The organism is Campylobacter iguaniorum (assembly GCF_000736415.1).
GTDB classification, from domain to species: Bacteria; Campylobacterota; Campylobacteria; order Campylobacterales; family Campylobacteraceae; genus Campylobacter; species Campylobacter iguaniorum.
Genome location: NZ_CP009043.1, coordinates 1,290,794 through 1,314,825 on the forward strand (window position 1 = coordinate 1,290,794; position 24,032 = coordinate 1,314,825).

Annotated in this window: 23 protein-coding genes, 1 tRNA gene and 1 pseudogene; 17 read left to right on the forward strand and 8 right to left on the reverse strand. The window is 35.1% G+C overall.

The features are described from left to right. The first annotated feature begins 16 nt into the window (after positions 1-16). From CIG1485E_RS06470 to CIG1485E_RS06480, 3 genes are read left to right on the forward strand one after another with little or no spacing between them, the layout of a single operon-like run. The gene (locus tag CIG1485E_RS06470; protein WP_038454768.1) at positions 17-769 is read left to right on the forward strand and encodes a hypothetical protein; all 753 of its coding nucleotides are present in this window, start codon (positions 17-19) and stop codon (positions 767-769) included. Next, complete coding sequence (locus CIG1485E_RS06475) at positions 766-3,837, forward strand: ATP-binding protein (RefSeq protein ID WP_038454770.1); 3,072 nt, start codon at positions 766-768, stop codon at positions 3,835-3,837. The genes CIG1485E_RS06470 and CIG1485E_RS06475 overlap by 4 nt, the downstream gene beginning before the upstream one ends. After that, the gene (locus tag CIG1485E_RS06480) at positions 3,834-4,214 is read left to right on the forward strand and encodes a response regulator (protein ID WP_038454772.1); all 381 of its coding nucleotides are present in this window, start codon (positions 3,834-3,836) and stop codon (positions 4,212-4,214) included. The genes CIG1485E_RS06475 and CIG1485E_RS06480 overlap by 4 nt, the downstream gene beginning before the upstream one ends. Here CIG1485E_RS06480 and CIG1485E_RS06485 read toward each other — a convergent pair. Then, positions 4,203-4,607 carry a pyridoxamine 5'-phosphate oxidase family protein gene (locus CIG1485E_RS06485; RefSeq protein ID WP_038454774.1) on the reverse strand — a complete coding sequence of 135 codons (405 nt, stop codon included), beginning with the start codon at positions 4,605-4,607 and terminating at the stop codon, positions 4,203-4,205. The two genes, CIG1485E_RS06480 and CIG1485E_RS06485, sit on opposite strands and share 12 nt — an antisense overlap. Positions 4,608-4,701: 94 nt before the next feature. On the opposite strand from CIG1485E_RS06485, the gene CIG1485E_RS06490 reads away from it, so the two are divergent. The 7 genes from CIG1485E_RS06490 to CIG1485E_RS06520 all read left to right on the forward strand — a co-directional run bounded on the left by CIG1485E_RS06490 (position 4,702) and on the right by CIG1485E_RS06520 (position 10,920). Then, the gene (locus CIG1485E_RS06490; protein WP_038454776.1) at positions 4,702-5,220 is read left to right on the forward strand and encodes a hypothetical protein; all 519 of its coding nucleotides are present in this window, start codon (positions 4,702-4,704) and stop codon (positions 5,218-5,220) included. Between the two features lie 69 nt (positions 5,221-5,289). Beyond that, the gene (gene dut, locus CIG1485E_RS06495) at positions 5,290-5,985 is read left to right on the forward strand and encodes a dUTPase (protein ID WP_038454778.1); all 696 of its coding nucleotides are present in this window, start codon (positions 5,290-5,292) and stop codon (positions 5,983-5,985) included. After that, on the forward strand, positions 5,982-6,716 hold the full coding sequence (locus CIG1485E_RS06500) for an EI24 domain-containing protein (protein ID WP_038454780.1): 735 nt from the start codon (positions 5,982-5,984) through the stop codon (positions 6,714-6,716). The genes dut and CIG1485E_RS06500 overlap by 4 nt, the downstream gene beginning before the upstream one ends. A 74-nt stretch (positions 6,717-6,790) precedes the next feature. Further along, the gene (locus tag CIG1485E_RS06505; RefSeq protein WP_235183843.1) at positions 6,791-8,485 is read left to right on the forward strand and encodes a Na/Pi cotransporter family protein; all 1,695 of its coding nucleotides are present in this window, start codon (positions 6,791-6,793) and stop codon (positions 8,483-8,485) included. Between the two features lie 60 nt (positions 8,486-8,545). Then, the gene (locus CIG1485E_RS06510) at positions 8,546-8,737 is read left to right on the forward strand and encodes a hypothetical protein (RefSeq protein ID WP_038454784.1); all 192 of its coding nucleotides are present in this window, start codon (positions 8,546-8,548) and stop codon (positions 8,735-8,737) included. Positions 8,738-8,974: 237 nt separating this feature from the next. Next, on the forward strand, positions 8,975-9,307 hold the full coding sequence (locus tag CIG1485E_RS06515; RefSeq protein WP_038454786.1) for a DUF485 domain-containing protein: 333 nt from the start codon (positions 8,975-8,977) through the stop codon (positions 9,305-9,307). Continuing rightward, complete coding sequence (locus CIG1485E_RS06520) at positions 9,304-10,920, forward strand: cation acetate symporter (RefSeq protein ID WP_038454788.1); 1,617 nt, start codon at positions 9,304-9,306, stop codon at positions 10,918-10,920. Before CIG1485E_RS06515 ends, CIG1485E_RS06520 begins: the two co-directional genes overlap by 4 nt. 29 nt (positions 10,921-10,949) lie before the next feature. On the opposite strand, the gene CIG1485E_RS06525 is transcribed toward CIG1485E_RS06520, so the two are convergent. Both CIG1485E_RS06525 and msrB read right to left on the reverse strand, forming a co-directional pair. Next, the gene (locus CIG1485E_RS06525) at positions 10,950-11,360 is read right to left on the reverse strand and encodes an acyl-CoA thioesterase (RefSeq protein ID WP_038454790.1); all 411 of its coding nucleotides are present in this window, start codon (positions 11,358-11,360) and stop codon (positions 10,950-10,952) included. A gap of 76 nt (positions 11,361-11,436) precedes the next feature. Beyond that, positions 11,437-12,447, reverse strand: a complete 1,011-nt coding sequence (msrB, locus tag CIG1485E_RS06530) for a peptide-methionine (R)-S-oxide reductase MsrB (RefSeq protein WP_038454792.1) — start codon at positions 12,445-12,447, stop codon at positions 11,437-11,439. A gap of 115 nt (positions 12,448-12,562) precedes the next feature. On the opposite strand from msrB, the gene ciaB reads away from it, so the two are divergent. From ciaB to CIG1485E_RS06545, 3 genes are all read left to right on the forward strand, one after another. Continuing rightward, on the forward strand, positions 12,563-14,383 hold the full coding sequence (gene ciaB, locus CIG1485E_RS06535) for an invasion protein CiaB (protein WP_038454794.1): 1,821 nt from the start codon (positions 12,563-12,565) through the stop codon (positions 14,381-14,383). Between the two features lie 107 nt (positions 14,384-14,490). Then, positions 14,491-14,793 (forward strand): F0F1 ATP synthase subunit C, encoded by a 303-nt coding sequence (locus tag CIG1485E_RS06540; protein ID WP_002850080.1) that lies wholly within the window; start codon positions 14,491-14,493, stop codon positions 14,791-14,793. A gap of 43 nt (positions 14,794-14,836) precedes the next feature. Next, a tRNA-Leu gene (locus tag CIG1485E_RS06545) sits at positions 14,837-14,922 on the forward strand. A gap of 176 nt (positions 14,923-15,098) precedes the next feature. Here CIG1485E_RS06545 and CIG1485E_RS06550 read toward each other — a convergent pair. From CIG1485E_RS06550 to CIG1485E_RS06570, 5 genes and pseudogenes are all read right to left on the reverse strand, one after another. Next, positions 15,099-15,335, reverse strand: a pseudogene (locus CIG1485E_RS06550) (thioredoxin family protein). A 9-nt stretch (positions 15,336-15,344) separates the two neighbouring features. Further along, on the reverse strand, positions 15,345-16,301 hold the full coding sequence (locus CIG1485E_RS06555; RefSeq protein ID WP_038454796.1) for a permease: 957 nt from the start codon (positions 16,299-16,301) through the stop codon (positions 15,345-15,347). A 127-nt stretch (positions 16,302-16,428) separates the two neighbouring features. Beyond that, positions 16,429-16,743, reverse strand: coding sequence for an ArsR/SmtB family transcription factor (locus tag CIG1485E_RS06560; protein WP_038454798.1), 315 nt, complete (start codon positions 16,741-16,743; stop codon positions 16,429-16,431). Positions 16,744-16,761: 18 nt separating this feature from the next. Next, positions 16,762-17,052 (reverse strand): TFIIB-type zinc ribbon-containing protein, encoded by a 291-nt coding sequence (locus CIG1485E_RS06565; RefSeq protein ID WP_038454800.1) that lies wholly within the window; start codon positions 17,050-17,052, stop codon positions 16,762-16,764. A gap of 54 nt (positions 17,053-17,106) precedes the next feature. Further along, the gene (locus CIG1485E_RS06570; protein ID WP_038454802.1) at positions 17,107-18,363 is read right to left on the reverse strand and encodes an arsenic transporter; all 1,257 of its coding nucleotides are present in this window, start codon (positions 18,361-18,363) and stop codon (positions 17,107-17,109) included. On the opposite strand from CIG1485E_RS06570, the gene CIG1485E_RS06575 reads away from it, so the two are divergent. The 4 genes from CIG1485E_RS06575 to CIG1485E_RS06590 all read left to right on the forward strand — a co-directional run bounded on the left by CIG1485E_RS06575 (position 18,317) and on the right by CIG1485E_RS06590 (position 24,014). Further along, positions 18,317-19,327 (forward strand): AraC family transcriptional regulator, encoded by a 1,011-nt coding sequence (locus CIG1485E_RS06575; protein WP_235183844.1) that lies wholly within the window; start codon positions 18,317-18,319, stop codon positions 19,325-19,327. The genes CIG1485E_RS06570 and CIG1485E_RS06575 overlap by 47 nt on opposite strands. 92 nt (positions 19,328-19,419) lie before the next feature. Beyond that, entirely contained in the window at positions 19,420-20,568 is a 1,149-nt protein-coding gene (locus CIG1485E_RS06580) for an iron-containing alcohol dehydrogenase (protein WP_038454804.1), read from the forward strand. Between the two features lie 224 nt (positions 20,569-20,792). Then, positions 20,793-22,169: a sodium-dependent transporter gene (locus CIG1485E_RS06585; protein WP_038454806.1), complete on the forward strand. Its 1,377-nt coding sequence runs from the start codon at positions 20,793-20,795 to the stop codon at positions 22,167-22,169. A gap of 21 nt (positions 22,170-22,190) precedes the next feature. Then, positions 22,191-24,014: a biotin/lipoyl-containing protein gene (locus tag CIG1485E_RS06590; protein WP_038454807.1), complete on the forward strand. Its 1,824-nt coding sequence runs from the start codon at positions 22,191-22,193 to the stop codon at positions 24,012-24,014. Positions 24,015-24,032: the final 18 nt, after the last annotated feature.

The following is a 24,032-nucleotide window of genomic DNA, read 5'->3' on the forward strand; positions in this document are numbered from 1 at the left end:
ATAAATAGGTTTTTATATGATATTATATGACCAGAATTACAAAATACTGGCTATTAGCAGAGATTCTTTAGAGCTTTTGGGCTACAGTGATTCAGATCTTTTTTTTCAAAAACATAGTGATATTTCTGATATGTTTTTGTACCAAATATCTTTATATGATGAGCAAAAACACTTTATAGATTATATAATCAAACATCCAGAATACAACCTACAAAGCATCAAGCTAAAGCTAGATGATGGAAATATTATAAGCATTCACATTGATATAGATATTATGTTTTTCAAAAATAGCAACTTTTGCTACCAAGTAAAACTAAACAAAAATGTAGGCGATCACACCTACAAAACTCCAGCCAAGCCAGAGCTTAGGATACCAAAACTCTTTGAAGATGCTATGGCTAAAAAACCAGCCCAAACCACAAACGCAGCAGATGGCATTCGGCTTACAAAAGAGTGGCTTTTTGGTATTCCAAATTTCATCGGAATGAAGAGAAATGCATTTTTGGTGCGTGTTGCGGAGTTTATCAAAATCTGCAAAGACAAGTATGAAGAGCTGAGCGAAGCCACACTTCTTGATGATAAAAATCATATAAAAGAGATTTCTGCAGATATTCGTGATAGAGCGTGCGAGCTTAAATTTGACCCATTTTTAGGAATACTTATAAAGCTACAAACACTCTCAGACCCAAAAGAAGTAGCGGCATTTTTAAATTTATATATGGATTTCATACACCAAATAGAAAATATACTAAAAAAAGAGCTTAAATGAAAAATATATTAAGCACATTAAATATCATAAGGCTCACAGCGAGCTTCCCACTTATTATTTTGCTTGCCATAGTGACCTTTTATATTCTTGAAACTTATAAAGATTACCGAAATGTAGTTGCTCTAAATAACGATTTCCAAAAGACAAAAACCATGCTTCCTTTGATAAAGGAGATAAATTTAGAAAGAGGACTTAGTGTCGTATATCTTGGCTTAAAAGGAAATCTTGATAAAGATATTTTAGACGCTCAAAGACAAAAAACCGATAAAGCTATTCAAGATGCGAAAAATTTATACTCAATAGGTAACAAAAAAGATGTTTTAGAAAATTTGCTAAATGGACTAGATATAGTGCGTGATAAAATAGACACACTTAGTATAAATTTTGACGAGATGTTTTTTGAGTATTTTGATACAGTAAATTATAATTTGGCAAACAGAATAAACAGCTTCACAAGCTATAACCTAAATCCAAAAATAACAGCTTTGCTAAATTTGCTCGACCTATCTTTAACCAACAAAATCATAATCAACGAAAGAAGAGATTATGTAGCAGATATTCTCATGCAAAACAGACCATTTAGCGATGAGGAGTTTAGAGCATATGTCGGTATTTTAAATTTAAATCAGTTCAACGCCCAATTATTCCCAAATTCAGACATAAAAAAGAAAATTACAAATATACTAGATCATCCAGAACACATAAATGTCAGTTTAAATTTAGAAAACTTTATATCAACTATCTTAAAAGAAGCATCTGATGGAAACTACTCTATCAGTATCGCCCAATGGTTTAAGCAGTTCAACTCATATTTAAATATCGCAGACAAAATAGTCATGCTTATAGAAGCAGAAATACAAACCTCAATCAATGCTTTCAAAAAAGAGCTTATGATAAATGGCACAGTAGCAATACTTGTATGGATGGTATCTTTTATATTTTTATTGCTAACTTATTTTGCTAGAAACAAAATCAAACGAAACGTAACCCAACTAGATAGAATTATAAAAAATCTATCAAATTTACCACTAAATCACAAGATAGATTTATCAGGTGCAGGTGCGACGCAAAAAGCCTATGAGATGATAGAAGAAGCTATATCTATAATGAATGACAAACAAATAGCAGCCGAAGATGCAAACAAAGCAAAATCAATATTTTTGGCCAATATGTCTCATGAGATAAGAACGCCACTAAATGGCATAATCGGCTTTACTGAACTGCTTGAAAATAGCAATATATCAGCCAGCGATAAAGAGCTAGTCCATATAATCTACCAAAGCAGTGAAAATCTACTAAAAATCATCAATAACATACTTGATATTTCCAAAATAGAAAGTAATAAAATGAAGCTTGATGAGGTCATCTTCTCTCCGATGAAAGAGTTTGAAAGCCTCGCAGATATTCACGCGGTAAAAGCTTATGAAAAAAATATCAAGATAAATTTATTCATCGATCCGAAGCTAAATACTGGGCTCCAAGGCGATGTAGTAAAAATCAAAGAGATCTTGATGAATCTCATAGGAAATGCTATCAAATTTACGCCAAACGGCGGTCAAATCACAATCAAAATCGAAAAAACGCCAGAAAACTTCCCAACACGAATGGGTATAAACTTTAGCGTGAAAGATACAGGAATTGGCATAGAAGAAGGCAAAATCAAGCATATATTTGATAGTTTTACACAAGCAGACAATACCATAACAAGACTTTATGGAGGAACTGGACTTGGGCTTAGCATATCTAGCCAATACGCTAAAATGATGAACTCAAAAATAAACGTAACAAGCAAACTTGGCAAAGGAAGTGAATTTAGCTTTGTTATAAATTTTGCAGAAACAAAAACACTAGATTACAACTACTTTAATGAGTTCAAAGATAAAAAACTAGCAGTCTTAACACTCAAAAGAACAGACATAGAAAATTCATTCATCTCAAGATATTTAGAACATCTTGGTGTGAATGTCAAATTCATAACCAGCCAAAACGACATCAAAGAAGATGATGAGTTTGAAGCTATCATAACAAATCTTCAAAACTATAGCCTACTAGGCGAAAATAACAAGATTTCAACTATCGTATTTTCTACACCAAAAGAGTATCAAACAAATACGCTAGATATGAAAAATATAGTCTGGGTAATAGAGCCACTCACTCTATCAAAACTCGCAAATGCGATCAAAAAAGCAACAGATAGCAAAAGCTCAAATGATATAAATTTGAACTTAAAAACTAAATTTGATGCAAATATATTAGTAGCAGAAGACTCTATAGCAGATCAATCAAATATCAAAAATATTTTAAAAGAGTTCTGCAACCAAGTAACGATAGTCAGCAACGGTCAAATAGCCGTAGAAGAGCGTAAAAATAGAGATTATGATATTATTTTTATGGATACTGTTATGCCTGTACTAAATGGCGTTTTATCAGCTGGAATGATAGCTGATTATGAAAGACAAAACGACCTTCCTCATGTCCCTATCGTAGCGATGACGACTTATGCGCCAAGTATCACTATTGATAGTTTTTCGCAAAAAGGCTTTGACGCTCACATAACAAAACCTATAAATAAAGACAACGTACTCATGGCGTTAGATAAATTTTTATCAAATAAAATCATACCGCACAAACAATTACAAAGCAAATCAAACGCGAAAACAAAAGCAGACGGTGAAACTTACAATAATCACAATATGAGAGATGCCCTACTCTTCAAAAAAAGCACAATAGAAAATAAAATTTTTAGTAGCGTGCTAAAGGGATTTTGCCAAAGTGTGGATGTGGTATCTAGCTTCGATGATTTCAAAACAAAGTTAGAAGAGTATCCATATAAGCTAGTATTTATAGACTATAAAATACCAAATTTCCAATCAAACATAATAGCAAACTGGATTCAAACAGCCAAAGAAGCCCACAATGCAGATATTAAATCAATCCTATTTGTCGATCCAGCTATGGAAATAAATGAAAATTTAGATGATAAATTTGATGAGATACTCAAAAGCTCTATCAGCAAAACTCAGCTTGAAACCATGATAAAACCTTATATAAAAAATGAGATAATATGAAAAAAATAAATGTTCTAGCAATAGATGATGATGAAATAAGCCTAAAACTAATCAAATTAATCTTGGAAAAAAATTCTTTTGTAGATACTATCATAACAGCCACAAATGGGCTAGAAGCACTTGAAATTCTAGAAAAAAGATTTGACATAGACCTTATACTTTTAGATCTCATAATGCCAGTGATGAATGGCTATGAATTCCTAGCAAATATACAAACTAGAGATTATTTATCTATGATTCCTATCATCGTAGTAAGCACAGATGAAACAGCCAAACAAAAGGTCTTTGAGTATGGGGCTTATGACTTCATACTAAAGCCAATAAGAGAAAAAGAGCTAAGCTCAGCCGTGCAAGAGACATTAAGCCTACTCGCCTAAGCTCCAAGTAAGCTTAGTCCCAAAGCCAAGAGCGTTGTCTGTGTATTTTATCCATTCTAGTTTAATCTCATAAAGCTTTGGATTTAGCGCCAAGGCGTATGGAAATCTTTTGAAATATACATTTTTATTTGTCGCTTCGCGTGCCGCTCCTGTAGCTTGAACTCCTTTTATGATACCAACTATTTTTGTATCAAGAGCTATATTTATAGCGACTTTTGGCTGTTTTTTTATAGCTTTTATATGTTTTGAGCTATCATCACTGGCAAAAACTAGCGAATTATTAATCTCATCATAAGCATAAAAGCAGCTACAAAGATAAGGCTGCTCATCACAGACAACGCCCAAACTAAATATATGCATTTTTGTTATAAACTCAACTATTCTTTCATCCATCGCCCTACTCTTTTGATACTTTTTATAGTGTGATTTTATCATAAATGGCTTAATCATTTTGTGAATTTACCGATCTTGGCTTCAAGGAGTTAAAATGATATCTTCAAATTCTTATTTAAACGCATCGCTAAATAACTTGGATTTTAGCTTTAAAACAAGCTCTGGCGATGAGATAAATCTATCTATGTATGACAACAAAAGCCTAAGCTACAAAAATACAACTACGAAAAACCAAAGTACCACAGAACTTACTTTAAGTCATCAATACGGATATAGTTTTGAGTTTAAATCAAACGGCATAACTGCACAAGATATGAAAGAGATCAAAAAAGCCATAGAAGATCTAACTCCAAAAATCAATGATTTTATGAAAAACGTCCAAAAAAACGAGCCATTTTCAGATCAAACTATCACAAATTTAGCAAATTCAATCAAAAAAGAGCTTCCAGATTACCAAAATCAAAATGAAAAAAATCTAGTCTCAAGCAACTTACTTGATCTTTTTGACAATCTTTTAGAAAAAAATAAAGCAGATATGAAACTCTTGCAAAATTCCAAAAAACTATTTGATGAGATCCAAAAACAGCTAGATAGTTTTAGCCTATACGCATAGTTTTGACTAATCTCATTTACTATTTTTACTATTTTTTGATATAATAAATCAAAAATTTAAGGAATTTTTATGCAATATGTAAGATTAGTAGAAGAGATGTTAAAGCTCCAACAAAAACTCAACGACGACACAAATGGCAAAGGCTGGGAGAGCGGTCTAACAGCTCAAAACAAACTCATAAGCTGGAAAAGATGCATATATATGGAGTGCGCTGAGCTGATAGATAGTTTTGCTTGGAAGCACTGGAAAGCAATCTCAAAACCAACAAACAAAGAAAATGTCATCATAGAAATAGTAGATATTTGGCATTTTATCATGAGTCTTGGACTTGAAAATTACACTTCAAAAAAGATAGGTGACATACATCAACTCGCCACAGATATAGCTAGTTGTAGCGGATTTAGCGAGTTTTGCAAAGATGCTTATCACATCAACCAATACAACATTTACGAGATCATAAACGACGTCGAAGCTATCATAAATCGCTGCAGTGGATTTGATATAAACTTCTTTGATTTAGTCAAAGATTACTTTAGATTGGCTTTGAAATGCGGAGTAAATTTGGGCGTATTATTTGAAATGTATATGGGAAAAAACGTCTTAAATAAATTTCGCCAAGACAACGGATATAAAGAAGGAAGTTACAAAAAGCTTTGGAATGGCGTCGAAGACAATGTCGTAATGGGCGAAATTCTAGCTTCAGGTATAAACTCACCAGAGCAAATTTACAGCGCACTTGAGCTAAAATACAAAAACGTCAAATGATAAATTTACTACGTTTAAGTATTAATGATTTTTTTACCAAAAAATTTATCCTACTCTCATTGTTGCCGTTTTTTATATCGATTTTGCTTTTTAGCACGCTTATGATATTTGGTGGCAATGAGCTATTTGAGATACTTAAGGCTGGTGCTATCAGTGGCGATTACTCATTTATTGATGAGAGTGAGCATGGGTTTTTGGTAGCTATTTTGTCTTTTCAAGCAGTTAAATTTTTAATAGTTGGTATGTTTTATATTTTGAGTGGATTTTTTGCTGTCATGCTAAGCATTATATTTGCAGCCATTATAGCTGGATTTTTGACCCCTACAGTGACTAAATTTGTCAATCAAAAATATTATAAATTCACGCTCAAAGATGACATCTCCACGCTCAAAATTATCAAAATTTCGCTTGTGATATTCGCCAAATTTTTACTTATTTTGCTTATTTGTTTGCCATTTTTGTTTGTTCCAGTGATAAATTTATTCGTCATAAATATCCCGTTTTTTTATCTATTTTATAAATTTATGCTAATCGATATCGCCTCAAATACGCTAAATTCATTTGAGTTTGATATCATGCTAAGAAGCGATGCTGGCTGGGATTTTAAATTTGCTTGCTTAGTCTTTTATATTTTAGCCTTAATTCCACTTGTTGGTATATTTTTCCAGCTATTTTTTGTTATGTTTTTAAGTCATTTGTTGTTTAAAAAAAGTCAAATTTATAGGTTCTAATCTTGAATAAAATCTTAATTTCTCTACTCGTTCTAGTACTGTGCGTACTAATGTTTATCAGCAAAAGTTTTTTAGTGATAATATGCGGCGTTTGCATATTTTTGTACGCTATGGTGGTTTTAGAAAGCAGCTTTTCTATGTTTACTGCTATAGAAAATTTTCTAAAAAAAGCCACCAAAAATAGGATTTCTGGATTTGGTTTTGGGTTTATCACAGTCGTTATTATGCAATCAAGCGGTCTTATTAGTGTTCTTACTATATCATTTTTAAGCGCTGGACTTATAAGCCTTACTTCTGGACTTTCTATCATTTATGGGGCAAATTTAGGCACAGTTGTTGGGGCTTGGCTCGTTGCTGGGCTAGGGCTAAAAGTCGATATCGCACTTTATGCAATGCCGCTTATTGTAATTGGTGTTTTGTTTATATTCAATAAATCCGAAAAACTAAAAGGCTGCGGATACTTTTTGCTTAGCATTGGGCTTTTGTTTTTAGGTATTGCTTACATGAAATCGGGATTTGATAATATCAAAGAGACGATAGATCTCTCAAAATATGCAATGACAGGAGTCGGCGGGCTTCTTATTTATACATTGATAGGTCTTGGCGTGACAGTCATTTTACAAAGCTCCACAGCGACCATAACTATAGCCATAACAGCTCTTGGAGTAAGCCAAATCAGCTACGAAAATGCAGTTGCCATAGCCATTGGCTCAAATGTAGGAAGTACGATTATGGCGATCATCGGCTCGATAAACGCAAACCCTGAGGGCAAAAAACTAATGGTAGCCCACGTGATATTTAACGTCACAAGCGCTATTGTCACGCTTATTTTCATCAACTTTTTTATATTTATCACCGATGAAACTGCTAAACTAATAGGTATCAGAAGCGATGATTATACGATGAAACTTGCGATTTTCCATACGTTTTTCAACTTAACTGGCGTTTTGATATTTTATCCATTAACAGATCTGATGGAGAAATTCTTAAATAAATATATCAAATTTGAGTACAAAAGAAGCAAAATAGATAGAGCCTATTATCTAAATGAAAACTCCATGCAGTTTAGCGATAGTGCGCTTGAGGTTTTGACAAAAGAGATGCAGCACCTCTACGCAAACGCAAGCTCGATAATAGCAAAATCAATAAGCATAAGCAAATCTGATATAATTTCAAATTTAAGCGCAGAAGAGATCATCGCTATGCGTCAAAATCCTATAAAAATCGACTTTGACGAGCTATACAATAACAGATTTAAAGAAATTTACAGCCAAATAATCGACTTTGCCATAGCAGCCAGCTCAAAGGCAAAAAAAGAAGATTTGAGTAAATTTATGGATATAAGACGCGTAACTTTGATGCTTGCTGAAGCATTAAAAGATATGAAAAACTCTCAGCCAAATATCTATAAATTTATGACTTCAAGCAATATCGATGCTAAAAATGAGTATGACAAACTAAGAGTAAAAATGCTAAAAAGCCTAAGGATTATGGATAAAATAGCAAATATAAACGATGAAAGTAGCCTAAAAACAGAGTTAAAAGAGCTTAAACAGATATATTATGACTATGAAAAAGACGAAATCAGCCTTGATACGCTTCTAGGTGGCAAAAAAATCACAAACAAAATGGCGACTTCTCTTATGAACGACACTGCTTTGATACAAAATATAACAAAAAATATGCTAAGGATTATTGAGGTTATATTTATTCATAATAACAGCAAAGAGGATTTTGAGTTTGTTAAACAAAGCATAGGAGAAAGTTGAGCGAAATCAATTTTTTTGCTTTAAAAACTTGGTAAAATAACTAAATTTTAAGGAGAAACAATGAAAAAAGACGGTCAAATTTACTGTAACATCTGCCTAGCAAACGACAAAGAAGAGCCAAACATAGTATTTATCCAAGCTATTCATAAGGGTCAAAATATAGATATTTGCACATCTTGTATGCCTACAGTGATACACGGCTCAGGCTCATCTATCAAAAGCAACGAAGAAGTTCAAAACGAAATCAAATAATCCAACATTTAGCCAAATTTACTTATAATTTGGCTAAATACTATCACAAATCCACTCATAATTTTATTTTTAATTTTAATAAATTTTACTATATTACTTATTTTTGCATATTCTTGTTACTTTTAGTAACTATTAATAATTATTTTTACTTAAAGTTACATTTATAAATAAGAAAAATGATACAAATTTATAACTACTTGCTATAATCAATCCAAATTTGTAATATAAGGAGAAAAAATGCGAGCAGAAATAGCAAATTTTAATATCTTAGTTAAGATTCGCAGCCATTTTGCATGGTTTTTGGTAGCAGTTGTAGTGATCTTGTACTACTCAATGATGTTACTCATTGGTTTAGCACCGGAGTTTTTGGGGCTTAAAATCGGAGAGTTTCCTATCAGTCTTGGGATACTTATTGGCGTGTTTATTATAGCCACTTGTGTCAGCGTGACATGGCTTTATACATACGTGGCAAATACATTTTTAGACCATGAGTTTGGCGAAGCGACAAAAAGACTTTACAAAGCAGATCTAATAGATGAAGATGGTAAACTAAAAGGAGATAATCCATGAAAAACTTACTTACATTAATGCTTTTATCAGCTTTTGCATTTGGTGCCGAGCCAATTATTGGGGTTAAGAGCGAACTAAATTTAACTGCTATAATTTTATTTTTGATATTTGTCGCAGCCACTCTTGGCATAACATATTTTTCAGCCAAAAAAGCAAAAGTTGGCAGTAGCTTTTATACCGCAGGAGGCGGCATTTCTGGACTAAATAATGGTATGGCAATGGCTGGGGATTTTATGAGTGCGGCATCATTTCTTGGTATTTCAGCACTTGTTTTTACAAATGGATTTGATGGGCTTGTTTATGCGATAGGATTTTTGGCTGGTTGGCCTATTATGCTATTTTTAATCGCAGAAAAATTTAGAAATCTTGGCAAATTTACCTTTACAGATGTGGCTGCTTTTAGACTAAAACAACGCCCCATAAGAGCAGTTTTAGCCATATCTGGGCTTGTGACTTTGTGTTTTTATCTAATAGCTCAAATGGTCGGAGCTGGCGAGCTTATCAAGATGCTTTTTGGGCTTGAGTATAATATAGCTGTGGTTATTGTGGGGCTTTTGATGGTTATATATGTAGCATTTGGTGGTATGCATGCGACTACTTGGGTGCAAATTATAAAAGCTGGATTGCTTTTATTTGGAGTAAGTATTTTGGCATTTTTGGTTCTAAAAGCTAGCAACTTTGACATAGCTAAATATTTTAATAGCGCCATTGAAATCCACCCAAAAGGAGCTGATATCTTGAGTCCTGGCGGATTTATCACTGACTGGGTAAGTGCTGTATCTCTTGGAATGGCACTGATGTTTGGCACTGCTGGACTTCCACATATTTTGATGAGATTTTTTACAGTAAACTCAGCAAAAGAAGCTAGGAAAAGTGTGTTTTGGGCCACTATATTTATGAGCTACTTTTATGTGCTAGTCTTCATCATCGGGTTTGGAGCTATAGCATTTTTGACTGGTAAAGATGTTATGGGTGGTATAAATATGGTAAGTATCGAACTAGCTAGAATACTTGGTGGAAATGCATTTTATGGATTTATATGTGCTGTTGCTTTTGCTACTATACTTGCAGTCGTTTCTGGGCTTACGATAAGTGGAGCAAATGCCATAGCTCACGATCTTTATGCTAATGTTATACATCATGGCAAAATAAGCATGGAAAAAGAGCTAAAAGTAGGAAAGATTTCTACTCTTTGCATAGGTGTATTTGCTATAGTTTTAGGCATTGTTTTTGAGGGTCAAAACGTGGCGTTTATGGTAGGACTTGCTTTTGCCATAGCAGCTAGTGTAAATTTTCCTATACTTTTTTATTCGATTTATTGGCAAGGTTTGACAACAAGAGGTGCGTTTTGGGGTGGACTGATAGGGCTTGTAGTGGTCGTAGGGCTCACCATACTTGGACCTGGAGTCTGGGTCAAGAGTTTTGGATTTGAGACGGCTATTTTCCCGTATAAAGATCCAGCTATATTTTCTATGCCAGCGACATTCATACTTGTTTATTTAATATCCAAATTTGACAATTCATACAGAGCAAAGGTAGATAAAAGCGGATTTGAGATGCAAAAATTTAGAGCAGAAAGTGGAATAGGAGCTAGCAAAGAGGCTACTCACTAGAGCAATTTGGTCAGTTTAACTGACCAAATTTAATTAACAAAACCATGAAGCCTTTTTAGATCTGGATCAATTGGTTTTTTATTGCCTTGTTTATCCACACTCACATAAGTCACATCAGCAGTAGTCACAGGCACACACTCAGTAAATCCACCGTCATTTAGTCTTTGGACTACTACTTTTACAGCGACTGTGATAGATGTATTTCCCACGTGTTTTACCTTTGCATAGCAGCTAACTATATCACCGATAAAAACTGGTTCTTTGAAAATAACTTCTTTCATAGAGATAGTCACAACCCTAATAGGAGCAAGCTCTCTAGCTGCGATTGCTCCAGCAAGGTCGATTTGAGATAAAATCCAACCACCAAATATATTTCCAGCTGGATTAGTGTCGCTTGGCATAGCGACGATCTTTATGCGTGGTTCACCCATATCTTTCATAATTTATTTTCCTTAATTTTGCGATTTTAATTCGCGAACTCTACCCAAAATAAGTTAATACAAATTTAAAATTGCACTATTTTACATAAACCTTATATTCGCTGTATCCCTCTTTGTCCATATCCTCAAGTGGGATAAATTTAAGTGAAGCTCCATTTATGCAGTATCTTAGCCCTCCTTTATCTCTGGGGCCATCATCAAAAACATGCCCCAAGTGATTTTGCCCTATTTTAGAAGTTACTTCTGTGCGAGTCATTCCATGGCTTAGATCTTTGTTGTAATTTAACGCATCGCTAGTGATAGGTTTAGTAAAGCTTGGCCACCCGCACCCTGCGTCAAATTTATCATTTGAGCTAAAAAGCGGCTTGCCAGTTGCGACATCTACGTAAATTCCCTTTTTATCAAATTTATCATATTCGCTGCTATATGGACGCTCTGTAGCTTTTTCTCTAATAACTGAGTATTGCAAATCAGTTAATTTCTCTTTTAAATCACTTTGCGATGGCATCTTAAATTTACTCTCATCATAAAGTGGCTTTTTGGCAAGCTCTAGGTCGATATGACAGTATCCATTTGGATTTTTATCAAGGTATTTTTGGTGATAATCCTCAGCTAAAATATAGTTTTTTAGCATTTCTACTTCGACCACGATTTTTTTATCAGTTTTGCCTTGCTCGTACGCCATAAATCTATCTATATCAGCTCTCAAAGCTAAATTTTTATAGTAAATCCCAGTCCTATACTGCACGCCTACATCATTGCCTTGTTTGTTTAGCGAAAATGGATTTATAATCCTAAAATAATGCGCCAAAATCTCTTCAAAACTTATAACATTTCTATCAAAAACTATATGCACAGTCTCAGCGTGAGCAGTTTGTTTCAAAGAGCGGTAGTTAGTCTCATCTGTGATGCCATTTGCATAGCCGACATCTGTTTTGATGACGCCATTTATTTTATCAAAATACGCTTGAGTTCCCCAAAAACATCCACCAGCTAGATAAATTTCTTCCATATTTTGCATATTATTCTCCTTTGCGTTAGAAAAAATCGCCAAAAATAGCATAGCTACGACTAATATTTTTTTCATAAAAAATCCTTTAAAATAACTTTTTGCATTTTATCACACATTCATTAAACAATTATGTTACTATTTATAAAAAAGTGATAAAATTTATCAAAATAAAAATAAGGATAACAAAAATATGAGTAATTTCAAAGAGTTAAATTTGATAGTAAAAAAGTATAAAGAAGAGCTAAATTTGCTATACAAAGATATGGATAATAAAATCATAAAAGAGGCTAGCGAGATTTGTGGGCTTGATGATAGCAAAGAGTCTAAAATAGCCGTCTTACGCCGTATTGTGGATCTCAAAGAAGAAGGCATTATAAACACCCTTGAAAATCTTGGTAAAACCAGCGATGAGATAGAGCAAATCAAAGCCAAAATGTATGATTTTGTCAGTGAGTTTTATATAAAAAGACATGCAAATTTGATAAATGAAATCACAAACGCAAACATCTTAAATGCTTTTGACCTTGAACTCATCAAGTCCACTCACAAAATCGGCGTCGCACTCACAAAAATGCAAAAAACTTGGCAAGCCCACATCATCGATGGGATAAATAAAGAATTTGACACTAAATTTAAGAGCATTTCAGACGCTAGCGAGTTCATCACTGCAAACAAACTCTACCAGCCAAATAGCGATAAAAGCAGATGTGACAGAGTTTATGGAGCAGTCATCAAAAACGCTGGAAATTACGAGCTAGTGCCTTACGCAGTGGCTTTTGAAGATGAGATGAAGCTAGTCATAAACGCCTTTGATGAGAGCCTAAAAGCCCTTAAAAACCTTAGCCAAAATGACAGTGATGAGAGCTATATAACCTATCTTAACGCCCTTAAAATCGCCTTTAAAGAGCGTGAAAATGATAAAGTCATACCAGCGTGGCAAGACGCTGAAATGGCTTGGATGGATACAAAAGGCGATATCCAAATCGGTCATCCACTTGAGTATTATGAAGACGCCTACACTCACGCAGTCGCCTTAGAATGGGATATAAGACTAGTTGATGACCTCAGCATAAACGAGGCTAAATTTAAAAATGATATAAAAGAAAGCTTCGAGCAAATTTATTCAAGCCTAGACGTCCAAAACGCAAAAATGAAAAAACTAGTCTATTCAAACATTGATAAAACCCAGCTCTACATCTCAAATCCTATGGTTTATTATGGCGCAGAGTTTAATGGGCTTTTCTCAGCTCAAGTAGTCCCAAATGATGAAATAGTCAGCAAGGAATGCGGCAAAAAAATATTTGCATTTGTAAATTTCGTATATGAAAGCGCTAAGGCAAAGCCATTTATGAAGCTTGCAAGTGAGATTTTTAGCAAAGATTTTCTTGATTTTGGTAGAGAAATTTTATACAAAAAGCCTGAAATTTGGAAAAAAGTCTATGAGATTTCGACTATCGGGCATGAGTTTGGCCATATTTTGTTTATAGATAGCGACACAGAAAATTTGATGAATGCAAACGGCGAATTTAAGTTTATCGAAGAGTACAAAGCCACCACTGGCGGACTTGTAAATTTCTTTTTACATGAAGATGAAACGTATAAAATGCCAGTTTTTGCTGAGCTTATCAAACGCAGCGTTGGGCTAATTTCATGGCAAAAAGTCACCGAAACAAGGGCGTATTATTGCGAAGGGCTTATTCATTTAAGCTTGCTTTTTGGCTCAAAAGTTTTAAGCTTTAATGATGACAAACTTAGCATAGATTTCACCCCAAGAGCCTATGAAAGATTTAAAAGCGTAGTCATGCAAAACTACCTAGATCTAGCCACACACTACACAAACAAGCTAGACGCAAGCGAATTTTTAGCTAAATTTGCTAGCTTTAATGGTGAAGTTTACTTGCCAAACGATAAGCAAACTTGTGAATTTGTCAAATACTACTACTCAAGATACGAAAAAATCGCAAACGAAATCGACGAAAGTGGCGAATGGCAAAGATGGCAATTAGCGTAATAATTTAAAGCAAATTTAAAGTAAATTTAAATATAATTACGCGTTTTGAGTTTTAAGTAGGGAATTTATCCGAACTAACTTAAACATTAAATTTTTAGGAGTATTTTATGAAAAAAGTTCTTTTTCTTGTAGTAGCTTTAGCTAGCTTTGCTTTTGGTGCTGATGGCGAACAAATCAAAGCATTTTCAGTTGTAGCAGCTGGTATCGGTCTTGGTGTTGCAGCTCTTGGTGGTGCTATCGGTATGGGACATACTGCAGCAGCAACTATCCTTGGAACAGCTAGAAACCCAGGTCTTGGCGGTAAGCTTTTAACTACAATGTTTATTGCTCTTGCGATGATCGAAGCACAAGTTATTTATGCACTTGTTATCGCTCTTATCGCACTTTATGCTAACCCATTTTTAGGTTAATTTTTAGCCCCGATTTGGGGCTTTTCTTCTTTAATTTACTTCTGCGACCGTGGTGGAATTGGTAGACACGCTATCTTGAGGGGGTAGTGCAGTTACTGTGTGCGAGTTCGAGTCTCGCCGGTCGCACCATTTGCATTTAAGGCACTTTGAGGCACTTTAAGACTTACTTTAAGTTTGCTTAAAATTAGCCATTTACACATATTTACCCAAGTGTATATTTTGAAATCTCAAAACGGCTTTTAAGCTTAGAAATAAAACCATTTGTATGCCTAATTCATTCTTAATTTGATACTTGTATTTTAAATTTACTCACTTTGTAGCAAGCCCATTATCTCATCTACACTTAGAAGCTTTCCGCTACTTTTGACCACCCCATCCACTACTAGAGCTGGCGTACTCATGGCGCCGTATTACATGATAAGCGATATATCTTCTATCTTTTTGATTTCGTGGAAGCCGCCTATTTTCGCTACTGCTTTTTGGGCAACTTCATACATTGCCTTGCATTTCGCACATCTTGTTCCTAAAATCTCTATTTTCACACTTAATCCTTATAAAATGATATTAAAAATATAACCTATTGCGATGATACTTGGACCAACAACCCAAAAAAATATTCCAATGAGCTTCAAGCTCAAAACTCGCTTCAAAATCATGGCTTCAGGCAAACTAAGCGCCACTATCGCCATCATAAATGACAAAGCAGTCCCCATCAAAACACCCTTTTGCGTAAGTACTTCAATGAGCGGCAAGATTCCTGCTGCGTTTGAGTACATAGGAATTCCAGCTAAAACCGCTATGATAGGAGCATACCAAACATCACCGCCACCGTATTTGGATATAAGCTCAGCTGGAGCATATCCATGTATCAAAGCTCCGATAAATATACCTATCACGACGTATTTATAGACTTTTTTAAATATAAAAAACGTATAATCTAAGGCCTCTTTTGCCCTTGTTTTTAGATCTAGCGTTTGTAAATTTGAGCAGCCACAACTAGCTGGCTTAATGTCTAACAAAACCTCTTTTTCTAAGCTCAAAGCCCCTATAATCAGCCCAGAAACAACAGCCACCAAAAGACAAGCTAAAATATAAAAAATCGCAACTTTATATCCAAATATTGAAATGAGTAAGGCTATGACTACAGCGTCGTTTAAAGGCGCTGAGACGAGATAAGAAAACGTTATTCCAAGTGGGATTCTAGCTTGCAAAAATCCGATAAAAAGCGGCACTACACTACACGAGCAAAACGGTGTAAGCATACCAAAAACAGAGGCTAAAAGGTGAGCAGCGATTTTGTGTTTTTTGCTTATAAAATCCCTTGCTTTTTCTACTGGAAAGTAGCTTCTTATAAATGTCACGGCGTATATAATGACTATCAAAAGTATAAAAATTTTGATAGTATCATAGATAAAAAAGTGTAAGCTTTGCACCAAATGCGTGGTTTTATCAAGCCCAAAAAGCTCAAAAACTATGTAATTGCAAATTTGAACCAGCCATTCAAACATCTGTTTCTCCTAAAATTTGAGAAATTATAGCAGAGATTATTTAATATATCAAGATATATTGATATATTAATTTTTATATATGATTTGCGGATTTGAAAAGCAATAAATTTACACCAAAACGTTAAAATTATAACTCATTTTCGCAAGCATTTTGCATATCTGGAAGATCCGCTTGCAAGCTCAAAATCTCTTTTAAAGCAGCCTGCCTAAACTCATCAAGTGGCGATCTTATAGAATAATACGCCCATCTTCCATCTCTTCTAACCCGCAAAAATCCAGCTTCTTTGAGTATTTTTAAGTGCCTTGAAAGGCGAGATTGTATCATCTCAAACGCACTTTCTAGGTTGCAAACACAATACTCGCCATTTATGCTCAAAAATTTAAGAATCCTTACTCTAGTTTCATCATTCAAAGCAGAAATACTTTTTAAAAAAATTTCCATCTCACACCAAAATTTAAACTAAAAATCAAATAATTCAGATAAAAAGCTCTCTTTTTTCTTATGCGGATAGCCTTTATGATATCCATTATCGTATCTTTTATCATCATATCTACGCTCATCTTTATAACCGTCATTTGATCTGTTGAAATACTCTCTTGGTTGCTCTTTTGGCGTAGCACTTCTTTCTAAAATTTTATCTAACTCACCACGGTCTAGCCAAACACCTCTACAACTCGGACAATAATCGATCTCAACACCACTTCTTTCGCTCATCACTAGATCTAAATCTTTGCAAACTGGGCATTTCATAATATCTCCTAAGATTGATTTTGAATGATTTTAGCCAAAAATGGTTAATATAATTTACAAAAATAGAGCAAATAAAGTCGCCAAAAGCACTGGCGGTGTGACTATCAGACCAAATTTAGTGTATTGCCAAAAGCTGATTTTCACACCCTTTTTGGATAGCACATATATCCACAAAAGCGTAGCAAGTGAGCCAAATGGCGTCATTTTTGGACCTAAATTTGAGCCGATTATGTTGGCATATATCATCATCTGGCTACCTAAGTTTTCAAGTGAAATATTCATTATCATCACCGTTGGCAAGTTGTTCATAAATGCACTCAAAAAAGCCGATATAAAGCCCGTTCCAAGCACGCTTGCAAGCTCACCGTACTGGGCTAAATTTGACAAAATTTCACTTATCCAAACAGCCAAATTCGCATTTTTCAGCCCATACACCACGACATAAAGCCCAAGGCTAAACCAAACTATTCCCCAAGGCGCAGCTCTCATAATTTTAAGCGAATTTACGCATTTTGATAAGTTTGCAATCATCAAAAACAAAAGCCCTCCACCAAGAGCAAAAATGCTAATTGGCACACCAAAATGATCGCTCAAAAAATACGCCAAAAATAACAATGCCAAAAACACCCACGAAAACGCAAACAAAGCCCTATTTTTGATGATTTTATTCTCATTTGGAAGAAGTGACAAATCCACATTTTTAGACAAACTCTTTCTAAAAACAAGCCACAAAACCAAGATAGAAGCCACCACGCTCACACAAAATGGCATTATCATCGCCCCAAAATACTGTCCAAATCCTATACTAAAAAAATTCACACTCAAGATATTTGTAAGATTTGAAAAGACAAAAGGTAAAGAGGCAAAATCGCTGATAAATCCACCAGCCATCACAAAGGCAAAAATCTCTTTTGCGCCCATTTTTAGGGCTTTGACTTTGGCTAAAAGTATTGGCGTGAGGATAAGCACAGCTCCATCATTGGCAAAAAACGCCGACACCAAAGCCCCAAAAATCATAGTCGAAACAAACATCACCATGGTTTTGCCCCTTGAGAGCTTGGCAAATTTGATAGCACACCACTCAAAAAAGCCGATTTCATCAAGGCTCAAAGACAAAATAATAATCCCCACAAGCGTCAGCGTCGCATCCCACACCATATCCCAAACGCTAAAAATATCTTCCAAGCTCACACATCCACTGATAAAAGCCACCACCGCTCCAGCTACAGCGCTAAAGCCGACTTTTATCCCAAAAGGCTGAAAGATGATAAAAAACAAAGTTGTAAAAAATATCGCAAATGCCATTTTAATCTTTTTATTAAATTTAAAAGCAAATTATACTCTAAAAATTTATCAAAAAATAGTAAAATACAAAAAAATATTTGAGGTAAAAATGGACTACAAAAAAGAACTAATAAACTTAATATCGAGCCAAAAACTCCCTTTAAATGAGGATTTAGACGCAGATAGCGGAGTGAAGTTTTATATGCAAAATACCACTAGCGAGTTTTGCTCTACTTTGTATCAACCAAGTTTTTGCGTGGTTTTACAAGGTGCTAAAACTCTATTTTTTAACAAAAAATATCTTCACTACGACAGCGATTCATACCTGATTTCTACTACATACATTCCAGCAAAAATAAAAATAGAACAACCAGCTCCAAACACGCCGTATATGGGATTTGTGGTTAAATTTACCTTAGAACAAATTTATGAAATCATCAAAGAAATAGACGATGATAGGATTTATAATAGAAAAAATGTCAAAGACGGCTTTTGCATCAGTCCATTAAAAGATGATATGCTTGAGCCAATCTACAGACTGGCAAAATCCATAGCCAGTGGCACTTACAGCAAATTTATAGAAAATTTAATCATAAAAGAGATTATTTACATGCTCTTGCAGACAAACGGCGACTTGCTAAAAGAGTATGTTTTGGAAGGCAATTTAGCAAATCAAGTCATCAAAGTCATAGAGCATATCAAACTAAATTGCTTTGAAAATATAAATATAAAAGAACTGTCAAGAAAAATAGGCATAAGTGAGTCATCTTTGTATCAAAACTTCAAAAAAATAACCTCTCTAAGCCCAATCCAATACCAAAAAATGCTTCGCCTTGAAGAGGCAAAAAGTATGCTGACTTATACAAATGAAGGCATCGGAGATATCGCATTTAAAGTAGGATATGAAAGTCCATCGCAGTTTAGCAGAGAGTATGCAAGAATGTTTGGCGTCCAGCCAAAAATACACGCAAATATATTAAAACAAGAGTAAATTTGGAGAATTAGGCAATAAATTTGGAGGATTTATCTAACCAAATTTAAAAAGCCGAGTGTATAATTACTCTCAAATTTTAAGGAGCAAAAATGCAAAATTTTTCATTTTATAACCCAGTTCAAATAGAATTTGGCAAAGACAAAGAAAACCATATAGGCGAATATATAGCCAAATTTGGCGTAAAAAAAGTCTTGCTAATGTATGGCAGCGAACGTATAAAAAAAGACGGGCTTTTTGATAAAGTAGTTGCAAGCTTAGCTAAAAATGGAGTTGAGTTTGTACAGTGTGGCGGAGTGGTCAGCAATCCAGTGCTTTCAAAAGTCTATGAAGCCATAAATTTAGCCAAATCCAGCAACGTAGACGGCGTCCTAGCAGTGGGTGGCGGCTCAGTGCTTGATAGCTCAAAAACCATAGCAGCTGGAGCGAGATATGATGGCGATGTTTGGGATTTTTTCATAGGAAAAGCAAGCCCAAAAGACGCTTTACCACTCTTTGATATCATCACTTTAGCAGCCACTGGTAGTGAGATGAATGACGGCGCAGTCGTGACAAATGAGCAAACAAAACAAAAATACGCCTTTAGCTCGCCACTAGTCTTCCCAAAAGTCTCAGTGATAAATCCAGAGCTCATGAAATCAATATCAAAAGATTATCTTGTATATTCGGCTTCTGATATCATCGCTCACAGCATTGAGGGATATTTCACTGCTTCAAGTCACCCAGAGCTTATCAGCAAATACATAGAGGCAAATATCACAACTATCATCAAAACAACTGAGATTTTGCTAAAAAATCCAGATGATTATGAAGCCAGAGCTGAGTTTGCTTGGGCTGCGACAAATGCACTCAATGGCACGACTTATGTCGGAGTTGAGAATTTCAGCTACCCAAATCACATGATAGAGCATTCGATTTCTGCCCTTTATAACGTGGCTCATGGCGCAGGACTTTCAGTCGTTATGCCAGCATGGATGCAATGGTACAAAAGCAAAAACGAAGCTAGATTCAGTAGATTTGCGAAAGAAATCTTTGGCAAAAATAGTGCTGATGAGGGCATTAAAGCTCTAAAAGATTGGTTTGAAAAGATAGGAACTCCAACAAAACTAAGAGATTTCAATCTAAATAAATCAAGCATAGATGAGATCACAAAAGTAGCACTTGAACATGCAAAAGCCTTTGGCTTAGCTGATATCTACACAAAAGAAGTGCTTGAAGAGATACTAAATCTAGCCTACTAATCCAAATTTGCACCAATTTATGGTGCAAATTTAATCCAAATACTCAAATTTCAATAAATAAATTTCATTTCTAAAAGCTTTTATGTAACTTTTTATATCTATTTTTATATAAATTAATTCCAAAAAGTTACACAATTATAAAAAAAATTCATTTTTTAGCCTCGTAAAAGAATTTAAAAGAATAAATTTGTTAAACTACTTGATATTTATTTTTAAGGTTAAAAATGACAGAAAAATTTACGAAAATAGGCTTTGTTCTAGCTATGGCAGGAAGCGCTGTGGGGCTAGGAAATGCTTGGAAATTTCCAACAATGGTCGGAAATAACGGCGGGTCAGCTTTTATATTGCTATATATACTACTAACTTTAGGAATCGCAGTAGTTGCGTTTTTGGCTGAGCTTGCTATAGGAAGACTAGGTGAAACCGATATAGTAGGCTCTATGCACAAACTAGCTCCAAAGCACAAAAAACAGTGGTCTATAGCTGGATTTTTCATGATAGGCGCTGTGCTTATAGCATCGTTTTATATGATAGTTATCGGATGGATTTTAAAGTATATTTATCTAAGCTTTGGATCACTTCCTGCAGACACTGCGAGCGCTGGAGCTGCATTTGGCAATCTAGTAACAAACGATTTTGTAAGCGTTCTTGTATGCTTTAGTATAGTTTTTGCTATAGTTTTTTATGTAGTTTCAAAAGGTATTAAAAGTGGCATAGAAAGACTAAATTTGTGGATGATGCCATCGCTTTTTGTATTGCTTGTTTTACTACTTTTATACGCTATGTTTGCAAGTGGTAGATTTGTAGAAGCTTTGGAGTTTATATTTATCCCTGATTTTAGTAAGCTTTTAAACCCTGCTTTGATACTTCAAGCTCTTGGGCTTGCGTTTTTCTCTATGTCAATGGGCGTGGGTACGGTTACGACTTACGCAGCAAGCTTGCCAGATGGAACAAATTTAATTAAATCAACATTTTCAATCGTATTTATAAACATCTTAATTGGTATCATGATGGGATTAGTTGTATTTTCGTTTATACCTATAGTAGATGGTCAGCCAGCTAGTGAGGGCGCTGGACTTATATTTGTCAGTCTTGCTTCACTATTTGCTCAAATGGGGCTTGTAGGAAATGTCTTAGCTGTTGCATTTTTTGTTTCACTACTTTTTGCAGGAATTACCTCAGCAGTATCTATGATAGAGCCATTTGCATTGTATCTTATCAACAAATTTAACTTCACAAGAAAAGGTGCTATAGCTTGTATAGGCGTATTTGTTTATATGCTTGGACTGTTTTGTATACTCTCTTATTATGGTGCTACTAGTGAAGCATTTTCTCTATCTCAAAGCGTATTTGGCACTCAAAAACCAGTTCCGTTTTTTGATGTTTTAGACTTTGCTACATCAAATATCATCATGCCTCTTGGAGCTCTTACATTTAGTATTTTTGTCGGTTGGATTATCAAAAAAGATGGACTTTATATATTGTTTAGTGGATTTATGAGTAAGGTGTGGTTTGAAATTTGGTATTTTGCACTTAGATTTATCATACCAATTGCGATTATAGCAATTGGTGCATACCAACTTTATGACAAACTTAGTTAATAAAATTTAAAAGGAATAAAAATGGCAAAGAAATTTATTGATGTGATGGATACCACATTCCGTGATGGTTTCCAGTCTGTCTTTGGTGCAAGAGTTCTTATGGATGACTTCTTGCCAGCAGTAAGCGCGGCAAAAGAAGCCGGAATCAACCACTTTGAATTTGGCGGTGGAGCTAGATTTCAAAGCCTATACTTCTATCTAAATGAAGACGCATTTACAATGATGGATAAATTTAGAGAAGTCGCTGGAGCTGATGCAAATCTCCAAACTTTAGCACGTGGGGTAAATACTGTTACTCTTGATACTGGAAGTCGTGAGCTAGTAGATCTTCACGCAAAACTTTTTGCAAAACACAGCACAAATACAATCAGAAACTTTGATGCTCTAAACGATGTCAAAAACTTGCAATATAGCGGTGAAAGAATAGTTCATCATGGGCTTAAACACGAAGTAGTCGTGACTATGATGGATCTTCCGCCAAACTGCTTTGGTGCTCATGACGCTGCATTTTATGAAAAAAGCTTAAGAGATATACTTGATAGCGGTATTAAATTCCACAGCGTCTGCTTCAAAGATGCAAGTGGCACAAGCAGCCCACAAAAAGTCTATGAAACTATAAAAATGGCTAGAAGACTTCTAGGGGATAGCGTTCATTTAAGACTTCACACTCATGAAACTGCTGGTGTTAGCGTGGCTTGTTACCTTGCAGCTCTTGAGGCTGGTGCTGATGGAATCGACCTTGCTGCAAGTCCAGTAAGCGGCGGCACAAGCCAACCAGATATCCTTACTATGCTCCACGCTGTAAAAGGCAAAAACTTTGACCTTGGCGGTCTTGATGTAGAAAAAATCCTAAAATATGAAGAGGTTTTAAAAGACTGCTTGAAAGATTATTTTATGCCACCAGAAGCTACACAAGTTAGCCCACTTATACCATTTTCTCCTATGCCAGGAGGCGCTCTGACTGCAAATACTCAAATGATGAGAGACAATAACATCTTAGATAAATTCCCAGCAGTTATAAAAGCTATGAGAGAAGTAGTAGAAAAAGGTGGATTTGGCACAAGCGTAACTCCAGTTAGCCAATTTTACTTCCAACAAGCATTTAACAACGTAATGTTTGGACCGTGGAAGAAGATAGCTGAAGGATATGGCAAAATGGTACTTGGATACTTTGGCAAAACCCCAGTCGAGCCAAATAGAGATATAGTAGCGCTTGCTAGCGAACAGCTTGGTCTAGAGCCTACTAAAGAAAGCGCGATAGACATAGCTGACCGTGACGAGAGCAAATCACTTGCATATACAAAAGCCATACTTGAAAAAGAAGGCATCGAGCAAAGTGAAGAAAACATCTTTATAGCAGCAGCTTGCAAAGAAAAAGGCATCGTATATCTCAAAGGCGAAGGCAAGGTCATGGTAAGAAAACTTAGCGATATGCCAGCTCCTGCAACTAAAAAAGATGCAAAAGACGTCAACAAATACAGCGTCGTAGTCAATGGCAACAAATACAATGTAGAAGTAAGCGATGGTTTTGATAACTTTGCTATCAAGTCTGTCACTCCTGCAAACACTCCAAAAAAAGAGGCAGAGTCTAGCAAAAAAGAGGAGAAAGAACCAGTTCAAAGCAGTGGCGGCTCAAATGAAATAGTCTCTCCTATGACAGCTGGAGTATTTAAAATCCAAGTAAAAGTCGGCGATACAGTTGGCAAAGGTCAATCAGTAATAATACTTGAAGCTATGAAAATGGAAATTCCAGTAGAATCTCCAAGCGCTGGCGTTGTTGAAGAGATTTTAGTATCTCAAGGTCAGTCTGTAGAAGACGGTCAACTTTTAGTAAAATTAAAATAAATTCTAATTATCCATACT